The organism is Delftia tsuruhatensis (genome assembly GCF_903815225.1).
GTDB lineage: Bacteria > Pseudomonadota > Gammaproteobacteria > Burkholderiales > Burkholderiaceae_C > Comamonas > Comamonas tsuruhatensis_A.
Map to the genome: position 1 here is coordinate 3915392 of NZ_LR813084.1, position 16512 is coordinate 3931903.

Annotated in this window: 14 protein-coding genes and 1 tRNA gene; 5 read left to right on the top strand and 10 right to left on the bottom strand. The window is 66.7% G+C overall.

What is annotated here, in order from left to right; all coding sequences use genetic code 11:
- Positions 1-4: 4 nt before the first annotated feature.
- The 8 genes from L1Z78_RS17700 to L1Z78_RS17735 all read right to left on the bottom strand — a co-directional run bounded on the left by L1Z78_RS17700 (position 5) and on the right by L1Z78_RS17735 (position 8668).
- The gene (locus tag L1Z78_RS17700) at positions 5-1900 is read right to left on the bottom strand and encodes a SurA N-terminal domain-containing protein (protein ID WP_234637695.1); all 1896 of its coding nucleotides are present in this window, start codon (positions 1898-1900) and stop codon (positions 5-7) included.
- A gap of 61 nt (positions 1901-1961) precedes the next feature.
- Positions 1962-2037 (bottom strand) — tRNA-Val (locus L1Z78_RS17705).
- A gap of 14 nt (positions 2038-2051) precedes the next feature.
- Positions 2052-2324, bottom strand: coding sequence for an HU family DNA-binding protein (locus L1Z78_RS17710; protein ID WP_012204727.1), 273 nt, complete (start codon positions 2322-2324; stop codon positions 2052-2054).
- Between the two features lie 452 nt (positions 2325-2776).
- Positions 2777-3346 (bottom strand): CDP-diacylglycerol--glycerol-3-phosphate 3-phosphatidyltransferase, encoded by a 570-nt coding sequence (pgsA, locus tag L1Z78_RS17715; RefSeq protein WP_234637696.1) that lies wholly within the window; start codon positions 3344-3346, stop codon positions 2777-2779.
- A 77-nt stretch (positions 3347-3423) separates the two neighbouring features.
- Positions 3424-5376, bottom strand: a complete 1953-nt coding sequence (gene uvrC, locus L1Z78_RS17720; RefSeq protein ID WP_234637697.1) for an excinuclease ABC subunit UvrC — start codon at positions 5374-5376, stop codon at positions 3424-3426.
- A gap of 50 nt (positions 5377-5426) precedes the next feature.
- Entirely contained in the window at positions 5427-6413 is a 987-nt protein-coding gene (locus L1Z78_RS17725; protein ID WP_234637698.1) for a Bug family tripartite tricarboxylate transporter substrate binding protein, read from the bottom strand.
- A 51-nt stretch (positions 6414-6464) separates the two neighbouring features.
- Positions 6465-7454, bottom strand: a complete 990-nt coding sequence (locus L1Z78_RS17730) for a hydroxymethylglutaryl-CoA lyase (RefSeq protein WP_234637699.1) — start codon at positions 7452-7454, stop codon at positions 6465-6467.
- Positions 7451-8668, bottom strand: a complete 1218-nt coding sequence (locus tag L1Z78_RS17735) for a CaiB/BaiF CoA transferase family protein (RefSeq protein WP_234637700.1) — start codon at positions 8666-8668, stop codon at positions 7451-7453. The genes L1Z78_RS17730 and L1Z78_RS17735 overlap by 4 nt, the downstream gene beginning before the upstream one ends.
- 156 nt (positions 8669-8824) lie before the next feature.
- Between L1Z78_RS17735 and L1Z78_RS17740 the strand changes: the two genes are divergently transcribed.
- The 5 genes from L1Z78_RS17740 to L1Z78_RS17760 all read left to right on the top strand — a co-directional run bounded on the left by L1Z78_RS17740 (position 8825) and on the right by L1Z78_RS17760 (position 13803).
- On the top strand, positions 8825-9709 hold the full coding sequence (locus L1Z78_RS17740) for a LysR family transcriptional regulator (RefSeq protein ID WP_234637701.1): 885 nt from the start codon (positions 8825-8827) through the stop codon (positions 9707-9709).
- Positions 9710-9714: 5 nt separating this feature from the next.
- Positions 9715-10848 carry an elongation factor P maturation arginine rhamnosyltransferase EarP gene (gene earP, locus L1Z78_RS17745; protein ID WP_234642202.1) on the top strand — a complete coding sequence of 378 codons (1134 nt, stop codon included), beginning with the start codon at positions 9715-9717 and terminating at the stop codon, positions 10846-10848.
- A 162-nt stretch (positions 10849-11010) separates the two neighbouring features.
- Positions 11011-11565 carry an elongation factor P gene (gene efp, locus L1Z78_RS17750; protein WP_234637702.1) on the top strand — a complete coding sequence of 185 codons (555 nt, stop codon included), beginning with the start codon at positions 11011-11013 and terminating at the stop codon, positions 11563-11565.
- A 147-nt stretch (positions 11566-11712) separates the two neighbouring features.
- The gene (locus L1Z78_RS17755) at positions 11713-12333 is read left to right on the top strand and encodes a DUF2239 family protein (protein ID WP_234637703.1); all 621 of its coding nucleotides are present in this window, start codon (positions 11713-11715) and stop codon (positions 12331-12333) included.
- Positions 12334-12381: 48 nt separating this feature from the next.
- Positions 12382-13803 (top strand): MATE family efflux transporter, encoded by a 1422-nt coding sequence (locus tag L1Z78_RS17760; RefSeq protein WP_234637704.1) that lies wholly within the window; start codon positions 12382-12384, stop codon positions 13801-13803.
- Positions 13804-13869: 66 nt separating this feature from the next.
- On the opposite strand, the gene adhP is transcribed toward L1Z78_RS17760, so the two are convergent.
- Together adhP and rimO are read right to left on the bottom strand one after the other, a co-directional pair.
- Entirely contained in the window at positions 13870-14898 is a 1029-nt protein-coding gene (gene adhP / locus L1Z78_RS17765; protein ID WP_234637705.1) for an alcohol dehydrogenase AdhP, read from the bottom strand.
- Positions 14899-15053: 155 nt separating this feature from the next.
- Positions 15054-16442, bottom strand: coding sequence for a 30S ribosomal protein S12 methylthiotransferase RimO (gene rimO, locus L1Z78_RS17770; RefSeq protein ID WP_234637706.1), 1389 nt, complete (start codon positions 16440-16442; stop codon positions 15054-15056).
- Between the last annotated feature and the right edge of the window lie 70 nt (positions 16443-16512).

The window sequence follows — 16512 nt, forward strand, 5'->3', positions numbered from 1 at the left end:
CTCATCAGGGGCGCGTGACCTTGATCTGCACCTTGAGCTGTTTCTTGAGAAGCTCGTAGTATGCCACAGCTTCTGCCACTGCCGAGCTTCGCAGGAAATCTTGTTTCTGCGCGGCGGCAGTTTGCGCATCATCCGCAGGACGCTCGACGATGCGGTTGATCCTGAGCACGGCATAGCCCTGGGCACCCAGATCCACGCCCGTCCAAGCCGGCAGCTGGGCCGTGGAGGCACGCAGGGCCGCATCCACCACTTCGCGCGGCTGGCCTTCAGGCTGGTCCCGGCCGATCACCTTGGCAGCGGGCAGTTGCGCCGTATCGGGCTGGGCCTTCCAGGCGGCAAGCCGGGCTTCGCCATCGGCCTTGGCCAGCTCGGCGGACTTCTGGGCCACGTACAGCGTGCGCAGCCGGTCACCCACTTCCGCCATGGGCAGTGTGCGTGCCGGGGTGTAATCGAGCACACGGCCAGCGACGAGCTGACTGGAGCCCAGCTCCACGGCATCGGTGTTGCGCTTGCTGTTCAGGGAGTCGCTGGAGAACAGCACCTCCAGGAAACGGGGGTTGGCCAACGGTCCCTTGACATTGGGGCCGGGCTGGCGCGTCACATGCTCGGCCTTGTGCACGGTAAGCTTGAACTTCTCGGCCACGGGCTGCAGGCTGTCGGATTGCTCGTAGACGGCATTGGAGAAGCCTTCGGCCAGTTCAGCGAACTTGCGCTGCGCCTGCTGCTGCTTGAGTTCGGCTTCCAGCTTGGGGCGCATCTGCTCGAAGCTCGGTGCCTTGGGCTTCTTGATGTCCACCAGCGAGATGATGTGGTAGCCGAAATCGCTGTGGACCACGTCGCTGATGTCGCCGACCTTCATGCCGAAGGCCGCATCCTCGAACGGCTTGACCATGGCACCGCGGCCAAAGTAGCCCAGGTCGCCACCAGCAGCCGCGGATCCGCCGTCTTGCGAGTTGGCCTTGGCCAGCTCGGCGAAGCGCTTGGGGTCCTTGCGCAGTTCGGCCAGCAACTCCTCGGCCCTGGCCTTGGCCTTTTCCTGTTCTGCGGCCGGCGCATCCTTGGTGGCATTGATCAGGATGTGGCTGGCACGGCGTTCTTCGGGGCCGGACAGGCGCTCGAGGTTCTGCGTGTAGTAGGAGCGCACATCCTCTTCGCTCAGGGTGATGCCGGCTTCGATGCCGGGAACGTCCAGCAGCAGGTACTCCACCGTGGCCTCCTCGGCCTGCTGGAACTGGGCGGTGTGCGCGTCATAGTAGGCCTTCAGATCGGCCTCGGTGGGCTGGACCTTGGACGCATAGGCGCTGGCGTCGAAGCGCGCCACCTGCACTTCACGGCGCTGGTACAGCGCATCGATGGCTTGCCGCACCTGGGTGTCGGTCGCGAAGGCCGTGCCGGTCACGCCACCCATCACCTGGTTCATGGACAGTTCGCGGCGCAGATTGGCCTCGAAACCTTCGGGGGTCAGGCCCTGCGATCCGACCAGGGCGCGATAGGCCTCGGCATCCAGCGTGCCGTCAGGCTTCTTGAGCGCGGCAATCGCGGGGATCTCCTGCAGCGAGCGCACCAGTTGCGCATCGGAGGCAGCCAGGTGCATCTTCTGCACGGCGGCAGCCAGCACCTGGTCGCGCACCATCTTCTCCAGCGTGGCGTAACGCGCCTGCGGCGAATCGAGCAGCTTGGGGTCGATGTTGGGGTTCTCTGCGCGCAGGCGGTCGCTTTCCATGCGGTGCGCGTTCTCCCAGTCCGCCTGCTTGATCTCATGTCCGTCCACACGCGCCACGATGACGCTGGACTCGGTGAAGTAGTTCTGGTTCACGCCCACGAAGATGAACGAGGGAATGATCAGCAAGAACAACAAGATCATCACGAACTTGGAATGCTTGCGGATGGATTCGAACATGGTCTGTCGTCTTTCACTGGCAGAAATAAAAAAAGGCGAACTCTCGTTCGCCTTCTGTTCTTGGTGGGTGCTGACGGGGTCGAACCGCCGACCTACGCCTTGTAAGGGCGCCGCTCTACCAACTGAGCTAAGCACCCCACCTTGACTGATGTCAGTTCAGGGCATCCTTCAATGCCTTGCCCGGACGGAACTTTGGAACCTTGGCGGCCTTGATCTTGATGGTTTCGCCAGTGCGGGGGTTGCGGCCCGTGCGAGCAGCACGCTTGCCGACGGCGAATGTGCCAAAACCAACGAGCGACACTGTACCACCCTTTTTGAGGGTTTTCTTCACAGCCTCAATCGTGGAGTCCAGTGCGCGAGCAGCCGCAGCCTTGGAGATGTCGGCGTTGTTGGCGATGTGCTCAATCAGTTCGGTTTTATTCACAAGATGCCTCTCGAGAAATAAGTGAATGGAATGTCTCTGCGGCCACAAGCTTGGCGCGGCCAGAAACCCGGCGCGACGGATACGGAATCTGGCTTGCTGCGGGACGTCACCTGACGGTGGGCATCCTGGGATCAAAGCCATCGACCTTCCAAGTGTCAATGCGCGCTGCGCATCGCAGCGACAAGCCACGATTCTATGCGGTTTTGGCGCCAGCTTTGGCTTGGCGGCCGGTTTTTTGCGGGCCAGGCACGCTAGCGGCTTCACGAATTGACAAGGGTTGACAAAGCGCCGCACCGCCGCAGGCCTTGCCAATGCTGAGATGTGCTCCCAAGACGCCCGCATGCAACGCCGCAAGGCCTTGCCCCGTCTTGCTGAAGCGCCATTAAAAACATAGCACCTCTGCGCCTGCCCAGCCCCCCCCCGGCAGCGCCTCTCCCGGGACCCTGGCGCACTCAGTGCGTGACCCGTGCGCGGATCTCCGGCAATGCCTTTTGCAGGTAGTACACCATGGACCACACGGTCAGCACGGCCGCCACCCAGATCAGCACCTGGCCCCAGACCCCGGTGTCGACCACGCCGAACACGCGGCCGTCGTACAGCAGGAAGGGGATGGCCACCATCTGCGCCGTGGTCTTGAGCTTGCCCAGCATGTGAACGGCCACGCTCTTGCCGGCACCCAGATGGGCCATCCACTCGCGCAGTGCCGAGATGGCGATCTCGCGGCCGATGATGATCAGGGCCACGAACACATCGGTGCGCTGCAGATGCACCAGCACCAGCAGCGATGCACAGACCAGGAACTTGTCGGCCACGGGGTCCAGGAAGGCACCGAAGGCCGAGGTCTGGTTGAGCCTGCGCGCCAGGTAGCCGTCCAGCCAGTCGGTGGCCGCGAACACGATGAACATCACGGTGGCGACCAGGTTGCGGGTCGCTTCGTCGAGAGGCGCATAGAACACCCCGACGATCAGCGGAATCGCGACGATCCGCGTGCATGTCATCAAGGTGGGGATGGTGAGGAACATGGCCGCCATTGTGTCACGTACCTTGGTCCTTGAGGCTCTGTTTGCGGGTCCCGGATGCAGCCTGCGCGACTAGCGGATCAATGCAGCGCACGGTAGATGTCCTCGGCCAGCGCGGGCGAGATGCCGTCGACGCTGCACAGTTGCTCGACACTGGCTTCGGCCACACCGCGCACACCGCCGAAACGCTGCAGCAGGCGTGCCCGCTTCTTGGGGCCCACGCCCGGAATGTCCTCCAGCTGTCCGCCTCCCATGCGCACCCTGGCACGCGCCGCGCGCATGCCGGTGATGGCGAAGCGATGGGCCTCGTCACGGATCTGTGCCACCAGCATCAGGGCCGCCGAATCATGGCCCAGGTAGATCTTCTCGCGTCCGTCGGCGAAGACCAGTTCCTCCAGGCCGACCTTGCGGCCCTCGCCCTTTTCCACGCCGACGATGCGCGCGACATCGAGGCCGAGCTGCTCGAACACTTCGCGCGCCATGCTGACCTGGCCCTTGCCACCGTCGACCAGCACCAGGTCCGGCAGTTGCGGCTGCCTGCCCGTGAGCTCGGCGCCGCCGGCCTCTCTTTGTGCCTCGGCCACCCGGCTGTAGCGGCGGATCAGCACCTGGCGCATGGCCGCGTAGTCGTCGCCGCCGGTGATGCCCTCGATGTTGAAGCGCCGGTATTCGCTGCTTTGCATCTTGTGGTGGTGAAAGACCACGCAGGAAGCCTGCGTGGCTTCGCCTGCCGTGTGAGAGATGTCGAAGCACTCGATGGTGAGTTCGTCCAGGTTCTCGCAGGGCAGATCCAGCGCTTCGGCCAGTGCGCGTGTGCGCGCCTGCTGTGACCCCTCCTCGGCCAGCAGGCGGGCCATCTGGATGCCGGCATTTTGCTGCGCCATCTCCAGCCAGATGCGCCGCTGCCCGCGCGGCTGCTGTATCGCGGTGACACGCGTGCCCCCCTGCTCGGCGAGCAGGGCCAGCAGCTTCTTGTCCACCGGATGGCTGACGATGAGCACGGGCGGCACGGTCACACCCGTGTAGTGCTGGGCGATGAAGGCCTCCAGCACGATGTCTTCGACAGGCCGCGCGGACTCGGCCAGGCTGGCCTCTTCCTCGCCCGCATAGACCGATGTGGCATCGCCCAGATTGGCAGGGAAGTACGGCCGGTCGCCCAGGTGGCGACCTCCGCGCACCATGGCCAGGTTGACGCAGGCGCGGCCGCCCTGCACCTTCACGGCGAGGATGTCCACGTCACGGTCATCGGCGGTCTCGATGGCCTGTTGCTGCAGCACGCGTGTCAGCGCCGTCATCTGGTTGCGCACCTCGGCGGCCTGCTCGTACTCCATGCGGCCCGCGTACTCCATCATGCGGGCCTCGAGCTGCAGGAGCAGCTCCTGCGTCTCGCCGCGCAGCATGGCTTCGGCATTGCGTACATCGAGCGCATAGGCCTCGGGCGAGATCAGGTCCACGCAAGGCCCCGTGCAGCGCTTGATCTGGTAGAGCAGGCAGGGCCGCGAGCGGTTGGCGAAGACCGTGTCCTCGCAGGTGCGCAGCCTGAAGACCTTTTGCAACAGCTGCATGCTTTCCTTGACGGCCCAGGCATTGGGATAGGGCCCGAAGTAGCGGTGGCGCTTGTCCACCGCGCCGCGGTAGTAGGCCATGCGGGGAAAGCGCTGGTGCGCGGGCTCGCCATCCTTGCCGTCGCGCGCGGCCACGCCGGTGATCTTCAGGTAGGGATAGCTCTTGTCGTCCCTGAACAGGATGTTGTACTTGGGGTGCTGCGTCTTGATCAGGTTGTTCTCGAGCAGCAGCGCCTCGGCCTCGGAGCGCACCACCGTGGTCTCCAGGCGGGAGATCTTGCCCACCATGTGGCCGATGCGCGTGCCCCCGTGGTTCTTGCTGAAGTAGCTGGAGACACGGCGCTTGAGGTTGATGGCCTTGCCCACGTACAGCAGGCTGCCCGCCGCATCGAAATAGCGGTAGACGCCGGGCAGGCCCGGCAAGCCGGCCACCTGGGCCAGCAGTTCATCGGAATGGGGTTCGGACATGCGCCTATTGTGTCCGCTGCCCGGGCCCGCCGCAGCGAGCCCGGGGCGGCTTACTCGGCCTCGATCTTCGAGGATTTGACCACTTGGGCCCAACTGGCCCATTCGGCCTTGACCATGGCGCCGAGCTGCTGCGGGTTCATGTAGTCGGCCGTGGCGCCCTGCTCCTGGGCCTTCTGCCTGAAGGCGGGGTTCTCGACCACCTTCTTCAGGTCGGCCGTGAGTTTGTCGATCACGGGCCTGGGGGTCGCGGCCGGCGCGAACACGGCGAACCACGAGGTGGCGTTGACGCCCGCATAGCCGGCCTCGGCCGTGGTCGGCACGTCGGGCAGGCTGGGCAGGCGCTGCGCGCCCGTGACGGCCAGCACGCGCAGCTTGCCGCTGTGCACATGGGGCATGAAGGGCGGCGCGGTGCCGAAGGTCAGGTCCACCTGGCCGCCCAGCAGGTCCTGCAGGGCGGGGCCCGTGCCCTTGTAGGGCACGTGGACCATCTTGATGCCGGCCTGCTGCTCCAGCATGGCGCCCGTCACATGCTGGAGCGAACCATTGCCCGAGGAAGCGTAGTTGAGCTTGCCCGGCTGGGCCTTGGCATAGGCCACGAGCTCGGCCAGCGTCTTCACCGGCAGCTCGGAACGCACCACGATGATCTGCGGCGCGGACAGCACATTCGCCACGGGCTGGAAGTCGCCCTGCTCCCAGGTGCGCGCCTTCGTGAGGTGGGGCGAGATCACGTGGTAGCCCGAGTACTGCATGAGCAGCGTGTAGCCATCGGCCTCGGCACGCTTGACCAGGCTGGCCGCGATGGCGCCGTTGCCGCCACCCTTGTTGTCCACGACCACCGGCTGGCCGATGACGGGCGCCAGCGCCTGGGCCGCCATGCGCGCGGCCAGGTCCGTGGTGCCACCGGCCGCGGCCGGCACGATCATGGTGATGGTCTTGGCGGGGTAGCCGCCCTGGGCCAGCGCGGCCGTGCCGCCCAGGCCCAGTCCTGCGATGGCCAGGGCCACGGCTGCGATCTGTCTGCGTTGAATCTTCTTCATCTTTGTCTCCTTGGTTTGCCCGGTTCCTGTGAATGAGAATGCGCGCCGGCCTCAGCCCTTGGCCAACGCCCGTTCGCGGATGGCTGCAAAGTCGGCTGGTGGCTGGTGCAGGTCCAGCCGCGCACCGGCCTTGGCGATCTGGCTGGCCGTGTCATGACCGATCAGCGCGGGCAGGCTGCGCGCGGCAGCGACGATCTGCGCCAGGTCCACGCCCGTGTCATAGCCCATGAGCTGCAGCGCGTGCACGATGTCCTCGGTGCAGGCATTGCCCGAGGCGCCGGGCGCGTAGGGGCAGCCGCCCAGGCCGCCGATGGACGCGTCGAATCGCTGGCCTCCGGCCGCGATCGAGGCCAGCACATTGCCCAGGGCCATGCCGCGCGTGTTGTGGAAGTGCAGCGTCAGGCCCAGCCGCGGCCAGCGCAGCAGGAAGGCGGCCACCATGGCGCGGACCTGGGTGGGGTAGGCCATGCCCGTGGTGTCGCACAGCGTGATGCCCTGCACGCCCAGGTCGGCAAAGCGCTGCACCCAGTCGAACACCTCCTGCTGCTGCACGTCTCCTTCCATGGGGCAGCCGAAGCAGCACGACAGCGAGACGTTGACGGGCACGACCGCCTGCCGGGCCGTGGCCACGACCCGGGCCAGGGCCGCGAACGACTGGCTGCGCTGCATGCGCAGGTTGCACAGGTTGTGGGTCTCGCTGACCGACATGACGAGGTTGAGTTCGTCGGTGCGTGCCTCGATGGCACGCTCGGCGCCGCGCGCATTGGGCACCAGGGCGGTGTAGACCGTGCCGGGGCGGCGCTCGATCTCGCGCATCACGATCTCGCCATCGCGCAGCGCGGGGATGGCCGTGGGCGAGACGAAGGCCGTGACCTCGATCTTGGACAGGCCGGCCCGCGACAGCGCATTGACCAGGGCGATCTTGTCCTCGGTGGGAACGAAGGCCTGCTCCATCTGCAGACCGTCGCGCGTACCGACCTCGTTGAAGAAGACGCGGCGGCCCGCGCCCTGCCAGACATCCGTGGTGTGGACGGTATTCATTGGATCACTCCCTTGCTGCGCAGCAGCGCGATCTGTTCGGCCGTGAGGCCGGCCTCGGCCAGCACGGCATCGGTGTCGTCACCGACATGGGGCGCACTGCTGCGCACCGTGCCGGGCGTGAGCGACAGCTTGGGCACGATGCCCGGCACCTCAATGTCGTCGCCATCGCGTGTGTGCTGGCTGAGGATCATGTCGCGGGCGCGGTAATGCGGGTCCTCGGCGATGTCCTTGGCCGTATAGACCTTGCCGGCCGGCACGCGCGCGGCGGCCAGCTGGTCCATCACCGACTGCACGCCCTGCGCCTTCGTCCACCCGCCGATCACGGCATCGATCTCGGCCACGCGCGCCACGCGGCCCGCGTTGTCGGCCAGTTGCGGATCATCGGCCAGATCCTGACGACCGATGGTGGCCATCAGCCGCTTGAAGATGGAGTCGCCATTACCGGCCACCAGCACCCAGCCGTCCTGGCAGGGATAGGCGTTGGAAGGTGCAATGCCCGGCAACGCACTGCCCGCCGCCTCGCGCACGGCACCGAAGGCGCTGTACTCGGGCAGCAGGCTTTCCATGACGTTGAACACGGCCTCATGCAGTGCCACGTCGATGACCTGGCCCGCGCCGCCATTCACCTTGCGGTGGTACAGGGCCATCATCACGCCGATCACGCCATGCAGCGCGGCCAGCGTGTCGCCGATGGACACACCCACGCGCACGGGCACGCGGCCCGGCTCGGCCGTCAGGTGGCGCAGGCCGCCCATGGCCTCGCCGATCACGCCAAAGCCCGGCAGGTCACGGTAGGGGCCGGTCTGGCCATAGCCAGAGATGCGCAGGATGATCAGGCCGGGATTGAGCGCATGCAGCTCCTCGGGCGACATGCCCCAGCCTTCCAGCGTGCCGGGGCGGAAGTTCTCGACCAGCACATCGGCCTCGGCGATCAGGCGCCTCGCGATGTCCTGGCCCTCCTGCTGGCGCAGGTCCAGTGCCACGGACCGCTTGTTGCGCGACTGCACCTGCCACCAGACCGAGGTGCCGTTCTTGATCAGGCGCCAGTTGCGCAGCGGGTCGCCCGCGCCCGGCGCCTCGATCTTGACCACGTCGGCGCCGAACTCGCCCAGCGTCTTGCCGCAGAACGGCCCTGCGATCAGTTGCCCCATCTCGACCACGCGCACGCCGTTGAGCGCGCCGGGGGTGGGGACCAGCCTTGTCTGTTGTGTCATGGGTGAACGCTTCCTCGTTGTCTCCGCAGCCTGCCTGCGATGGCACAGCCGCGGCGCCGATCTTGCCGCTGTCCTCGCCGGCCGCAAAACGCTCAAGCGCGACGCTGCCATCGCAAACCGGCATGGCACGGCCGAGGCGGGGATAATCGCCACCCCATGAAACTCGACCCGATCTCGTTGCGCCTGTTCGTGGCCGTGATGGAGGAAAGCGCCATCGCCCGTGCCGCCGCGCGCGAGCACATCGCCCCGTCGGCCGCCAGCCGGCGCCTGGCCGAGCTGGAAGGGCAGTTGCAGGTGGAGCTGTTCACGCGCAGCAACCGGGGCAGCGAACCCACGGCCGCGGCCTATGCACTGCTGAACATGGCGCGCGGAGTGCTCAACGACCTGGACGGCATCGCCGGGCAGATGCGCGACTATGGCCGGGGCCTGCGCGGCCACGTCCGCGTGATGGCCAACATCTCGGCCATCACGCAGTTCCTGCCCTCCCAGCTGCAAGGCTTTCTTGAGCAGCACCCGCATGTGGACGTGCGCCTGCAAGAGCGCGTGAGCAGCGACATCGCCCGCGCCGTGGCCGACAACGAGGCCGACATCGGCATCCTCAACCAGGGCAGCTATGGCGACAAGATCCGCCTGCGCCCCTACCGGCGCGACCGCCTCATCGTCATCGTGCCCCAGGGCCATGCGCTGGCGCGCCGCCGCAGCCTGCGCCTGGCCCAGGTGCTGGACCATGACCTCGTGGGCATGCATGCGGGCAGCGCCCTCAACCACCAGATCACGCGTGCCGCGGCCGACCTGGGCCTGCAACCCCGGCTGCGCATGAAGGTCACGGGCTATGACGCGCTGTGCCTGATGGTGGCCTCGGGACTGGGCATAGGCATACTGCCGAAGGGCAGCGCGCGCCTGTACCTGGGCGCCCTGCCGCTGCGCTGCATCGCGCTGGACGAACCCTGGGCCGAGCGCGAACTGATGCTCTGCCTGCGCTCGCAGGAGGCACTGCCCCCCGTGGCCCAGCTGCTGGCCGAACACCTGTGCCAACCCTGACCCCCATGCTGCCCTTCATTCCCCTGCCCTCCACGCACGCCTCGCAGCCCCGGCCCGCACTGACCTGGGACATCTTCTGCCAGGTCATAGACAACTTCGGCGACATCGGCGTGTGCTGGCGCGCGGCGGCCGACCTGGCTTCGCGCGGCCAGCGTGTGCGGCTGTGGATGGATGATGCCGGCGCGCTGGCCTGGATGGCGCCCCTGCCCCACCCCGAAGGGCTCAGCGTGCACGGCTGGCCCGTGCAGGCAGCCGACGTGCCGCCCGTGGTGGGCGATGTGGTCATCGAGGCCTTCGGTTGCGAGATCCCGCCCCCCTTCCTGGCCGCCATCGCCCGCCGGGCGCCGCTATGGATCAATCTCGAGTACCTGTCGGCCGAAGGCTATGTGGAGCGCTGCCACGGCCTGCCTTCGCCACTGATGTCCGGTCCGGCCGCGGGCCTGACGCGCTGGTTCTTCTATCCCGGCTTCACGGCCGCCACGGGCGGGCTGCTGCGCGAAAGCGACCTGGCCGCGCGCCAGCAGACCTTTGCGGGCGAAGGCCGCAACGCCTGGCGCGCGCGCCATGCCATCGCGCCTGGCGATTGCGCCATCTCGCTGTTCTGCTATGAGCCGGCCGCCCTGCCCGAATGGCTGGCGGCCCTGCATGCCCAGCCTCCCCTGCCAGGCGCCACCCACCTGCTGGTCACCCCGGGCCGCGCGGCGGATGCCGTACGACAGGCCATGGGCGCCATGGCCGCCACGGGGCACGGTGCCGTCAGGCATCATGCGCTGGCGCCCTGCCCCCAGCGCCAGTTCGACGACATGCTCTGGGCCTGCGACCTGAACCTGGTGCGCGGCGAGGATTCCCTGGTGCGCGCACTGTGGGCAGGCCAACCCCTGGTCTGGCACATCTACCCCCAGCACGACGATGCCCACCACGACAAGCTCGACGCCTTCTTGGACTGGCTGCGGGCGCCGCCCAGCCTGCGTGCCTTCCACCATGCCTGGAACGGCATGGCGCCCGCATCCACGCTGCCGGCGCTCACGCCCGCACTGCTGGGCCAATGGCAGCAATGCATCCAGGCGGCACGCGCGCAACTGCTGCGCCAGCCCCCACTGATTGACCAACTGCAAGCTTTTGCAGCCGAAAAAAGCTAGAATGCACGTTTTGCCTCCCTGGAGAGGTGCCGCTGCGGGCGACCGCCAGCCGGGCGCCGACGACCAGGGTTGCACCCGCCGCGGAACATGCGGCAGGCGCACCGTCCCAGCGACTTCGCTTGCCTGCCCTGTTGAGCGGCTCCAACCCCAGCCAAGCAAGCTATGAAAATCGCTCAAGAAATCCGCGCCGGCAACGTGATCATGCAGGGCAAGGACCCCATGATCGTCCTGAAGACCGAATACGCCCGCGGTGGCCGTGGCGCCGCCACGGTGCGCATGAAGCTCAAGGCCCTGCTGTCGAACATGGGCACCGAAGTCGTCTTCAAGGCCGACGACAAGATCGACAACGTGATCCTGGACAAGAAGGAGTGCACCTACTCCTACTTCGCCGACCCGATGTACGTCTGGATGGACACCGAATACAACCAGTACGAAGTGGAAGCCGCCAACATGGGCGACGCCATCAACTACCTGGAAGACGGCATGGAAGCCGAAGTCGTGTTCTACGATGGCAAGGCCATTTCCTGCGAGCTGCCCACCTCCGTGGTGCGCGAGATCACCTGGACCGAGCCCGCCGTCAAGGGCGACACGTCCGGCAAGGTGCTCAAGCCCGCCAAGATCGCCACCGGCTTCGAAGTGCCCGTGCCCCTGTTCGTGGACCAGGGCGACAAGATCGAAATCGACACCCGCACCGGCGAATACCGCAAGCGCGTCTAAGCAGCGCCTGCATTCCCCCTGCGAAGCCTCTGGCAGCCCGTCTGCCAGGGGCTTTTTCTTTGGATTCTTCTTTGCCGTGCCAGTGTTGCGAAATTTTTACCCGGGTTGAATTGACTTCTTATTTTTACCCAGGTAATATTCCGCGCCATGACGACACCTTTCCAAGAGGCCGGCGCCGAACCCCGCGCCAGCTACACCATCTTCCTGGGCCACCGCCGCCTGCTGCAGGGTGACCGCCAGGCCGTGCTGCGGTTTCTGCAAAGCCATGAACAGCGAACCGACGGCAAGGCCGACGAGTCCATGCCATGGGTTTTCGAAGACCACAGCGGCATGCGGCTGGACCTGGACTGGCGCAGCGAGCTGGCTGCAACAGCGGCCACAGCAGCCACATCGCACGCCGCACCCAACCCGCCGGCGCGCAGCGTGGGCCGGCCCAAGCTCGGCGTGGTGGCGCGCGAAGTGACCTTGCTGCCGCGCCACTGGGAATGGCTCAACCGCCAGCCCGGCGGCGCCTCCGGTGCGCTGCGGCGGCTGGTCGAGGAAGCCCGGGGCAAGCATGCCGAGCAGGACGCCATGCGCGCGGCCACCGAGGCCAGCTACCGGTTCATGAGCGAGATCGCGGGCGATCTTCCCCATTTCGAGGAAGCCAGCCGTGCCTTGTTCGCACGCCAGGCCGACGCCTTTGCACAACATACCGCCGCCTGGCCCGAGGACGTGCGAAGCTACCTGCGCCAGCTCAGCCAGCCGCTGTGGCCCATGCAGGGCTGACCGTCCGCCCGGCTCCGATTTCTCGTCGCAATACCAGACACACAACACATGACGAAGCCCGACACCCCTTTGCCGCAGGCCGCCGCGCCTGCCATGCCCACCCCCGCGGGTCCGCCCATCGCCTCCGGCAGCCAGCCTCTGTGGCGCATCTTCCTCGTATTCCTCGGGCCCATGGTCCTGGCCAACATCCTGCAGTCGCTGTCGGGCACGATCAACAGCGTCTTCATCGGTCAGATGCTGGGCGTGCAGGCCCTGGCAGCGGTCGCGGCCTTCTTTCCGGTGATGTTCCTGTTCATTGCCTTCGTGATCGGCCTGGGCGCCGGCGCCTCGGTGCTGGTCGGCCAGGCCTATGGCGCACGCCTGCATGACAAGCTGCGCGCCATCGCCGGCACGGCCATGTGCGTGGGCCTGCTGTTCGGCGCCCTCGTCGCCCTGTTCGGCGGCCTGTTCACCGAGCCGCTGATGCGCCTGCTGGGCACGCCGCCCGACATCATGGAGCAGGCCACGCTGTACTCGCGCATCGTGCTGCTGGGCATGCCCGGGCTGTTCGTGTTCCTGCTGGCCACCTCGCTGCTGCGCGGCGTTGGCGATACGGTCTCGCCCATGCTGGCCCTGCTGATCTCCACGGCCACGGGCCTGGTCTGCACGCCGGCCCTGATCGCGGGCTGGGGCGGGCTGCCGCGCCTGGGCGTGGCCAGCGCGGGCGTGTCCATGATCATCGGCTTCACGCTGGCGCTGGCCTGGCTGGGCTGGCGATTGCGCCGCATCGCCAGCCCGCTGGCACCCAATGCCGCGCTGTGGAAGGCGATGCGCATCGACAAGGCCCTGCTCAAGAGCATTCTGCGCGTGGGCATTCCCACGGGGGTGCAGATGATCGCCTCGTCCATGGCGGGCCTGGTCGTGGTCTCCCTGGTCAACGGCTTCGGCTCCAGCGCCACGGCGGCCTACGGCGCGGTCAACCAGATCAACTCGTTCGCGCAGTTTCCCGTGATCTCGGTGGCCATCACGGCATCCATCCTCGGTGCACAGGCGATCGGCGCGGGCCGCAGCGAGCGCCTGGGCGCCATCACGGCCACGGCCATCCGCATGAACCTCGCCCTGGGCGCGGCCCTGGCGCTGATCGGCAGCCTGTTCGCACGGCCGCTGCTGGGCCTGTTCATCACCGACGAGCAGGTGCTGGTGCTGGCCATCGAGCTGCTGTACATCGTGCTGTGGAGCGGGCTGCTGCTGGGCTGCTTCATCGCGCTGTCCTCGGTCATGCGCGCCAGCGGCGACGTGGTCATTCCCACCGCCATCACCATTGCGGTGCTGGCCGTGCTGGAGCTGCCCCTGGCCTGGTGGCTGAGCCGCGGCTTCGGGCTCATGGGCATCTGGATGGCCTTCCCGCTGTCCTACACCATCACCCTGTGCCTGCAGACCGCCTACTACCGGCTGGTCTGGAAAAAGAAGCCGATCCGGCGGATGGTCTGACAGGCCCTGTGCCACCCTGAGAAAAAAGGCTTCCCGCGGGAAGCCTTTCTTGCCTGCGGCGAACGCTCAGGCGTTCAAGTCCAGCACGATGCGGCCTTCGATCCTGCCCTCGTGCATGCGGGAGAAGATGTCGTTGATGTTCTCCAGCCGGTCGGTGGCCACCGTGGCCCTGACCTTGCCCATGGCCGCGAAGTCCAGCGACTCCTGCAGGTCCAGCCGCGTGCCCACGATGGAGCCGCGCACGGTCACGCCGCTGAGCACCATGTTGAAGATGGGCAGCGGGAAGCTGCCGGGCGGCAGGCCGTTGAGCGACACCGTGCCGCCGCGCCGCACCATGCCCAGCGCCTGCTCGAAGGCCTTGGGCGACACCGCCGTCACCAGGGCGCCGTGCGCGCCACCGATCTCCTTCTTGAGATAGGCCGCCGGATCCGTGGTCATGGCATTGACCGTGACCTGGGCACCCAGGCGCCGAGCCAGATCCAGCTTGGCATCATCCACATCCACCGCCGCCACGTTCAGGCCCATGGCCTTGGCATACTGCACAGCCATATGGCCCAGGCCGCCGATACCCGAGATCACCACCCAGTTGCCGGGCCTGGTGTCGGTGACCTTCAGTCCCTTGTAGACGGTGACGCCCGCACACAGCACGGGAGCGATCTCGATGAGGTCCACGTTGCCGGGCAGCAGGCCCACGAAATTGGCATCGGCCAGCGCATACTGCGCAAAGCCGCCGTTGACAGAGTAGCCGGTGTTCTTCTGCTGCTCGCACAGCGTCTCCCAGCCGCCCAGGCAATGCTCGCAATGGCCGCAGGCCGTATACAGCCAGGGAATGCCGACGCGGTCGCCTTCCTTGACATGGGTGACACCCGCTCCCACGGCAGCCACATAGCCCACGCCTTCATGACCCGGTATGAAGGGCGGATTGGGCTTGACCGGCCAGTCGCCATGCGCGGCATGCAGGTCGGTGTGGCAGACGCCACAGGCCTCGATCTTCACCAGCACATGGCCAGGATCGGGCCGGGGCACCTGGACTTCCTCGATGGTCAGTGGCTTGCCAAACTCCCGCACCACGGCGGCTTTCATGGTCCTGTTCATTCGCGCCATCCTTTCTCGAATTCAAACGGTGTGGACAGCATTTCAGCGAACAGGCCCCGCCGTCCTGATGAAGATCAAGAATCTCCCGGGAAAGCAAAAAAGGCAAGGATGACCTTGCCTTTTGCCTGAGCACCGGCGCGGGCGCCAGCGCCGCCTCAGACCGGCTGCCCCACCAGGTCGTGGCCTTGCGTGCCCACGATGCGCGCCTTCACGAAGTCGCCCACCTTGTAGGTCTTGCTGGCCTTCTCGGGCGGCAGCAGATGGACCAGGCCGTCGATCTCGGGCGCATCGGCATAGCTGCGGCCCACGCCACCCTTCTTGCCCAGGCCCACGGACTTGTCCACCAGCACCTGCAGGGTCTGGCCCACGCGCTTTTGCAGGCGCGCCGTGGAGACCTCCTCGGCCACCGCCATGAAGCGCGCACGGCGCTCCTCGCGGACCTCCTCGGGCAGCATGCCGGGAATGTCGTTGGCAGCAGCCCCTTCCACGGGGCTGTAGGCAAAGCAGCCCGCGCGGTCGATCTGCGCTTCGCGCAGGAACTGCAGCAGATGCTCGAATTCCGCCTCCGTCTCGCCAGGAAAGCCCGCGATGAAGGTGGAGCGGATCACCAGGTCGGGGCAGATCTCGCGCCAGCGCTGCAGGCGCTCCAGGTTCTTCTCGCCGTTGGCCGGGCGCTTCATGCGCTTGAGGACATCGGGATGGCTGTGCTGGAACGGCACGTCCAGGTAGGGCAGCACGCGACCCGTGGCCATGAACGGGATGATCTCGTCCACGCTGGGGTACGGATACACATAGTGCAGGCGCACCCAGGCCCCATAGGGCTCGGCGATCTGCGCCAGTGTCTGCACCAGCTCGTGCATGCGCGTCTTCACAGGCTTGCCATCCCAGAAGCCCGTGCGGTACTTCACGTCCACGCCATAGGCCGAGGTGTCCTGGCTGATCACCAGCAGTTCCTTGACGCCGCCCTCGAACAGCGCACGCGCCTCCTTGAGCACATCGCCGACGGGACGCGAGACCAGATCGCCGCGCATGGAGGGGATGATGCAGAAGGTGCAGCGGTGGTTGCAGCCCTCGGAAATCTTCAGGTAGGCGTAGTGCCTGGGCGTGAGCTTGATGCCCGCTTCGCCGAAGGCTCCAGGCACCAGATCGATGAACGGATCGTGCGGCTTGGGCAGGTGCGTATGCACGGCGTTCATCACCTCCTGCGTGGCATGGGGGCCGGTCACGGCCAGCACGCTGGGATGCACCTCCTGGATCAGGTTGCCACCGTCCTTGCCTGCCTTGGCACCCAGGCAGCCGGTGACGATGACCTTGCCGTTCTCGGCCAGGGCCTCGCCAATGGTGTCCAGGCTCTCGCGCACCGCATCATCGATGAAGCCGCAGGTGTTGACGATCACCAGGTCCGCGCCCTCGAAGGTCTTGGAGGTCTGGTAGCCCTCGGCACTGAGCTGGGTGAGGATGAGCTCGGAATCCGTGAGCGCCTTGGGGCACCCGAGGGATACGAATCCCACTCGCGGCGCGGCCGCGCCGGCAGGGGTTGTCATGGTTGTTGCGTCGCTCGTGGGGTTCATAGGGGCGGTATTGTCCCAGTTCTGGGCGAACCTGGCACGCCGC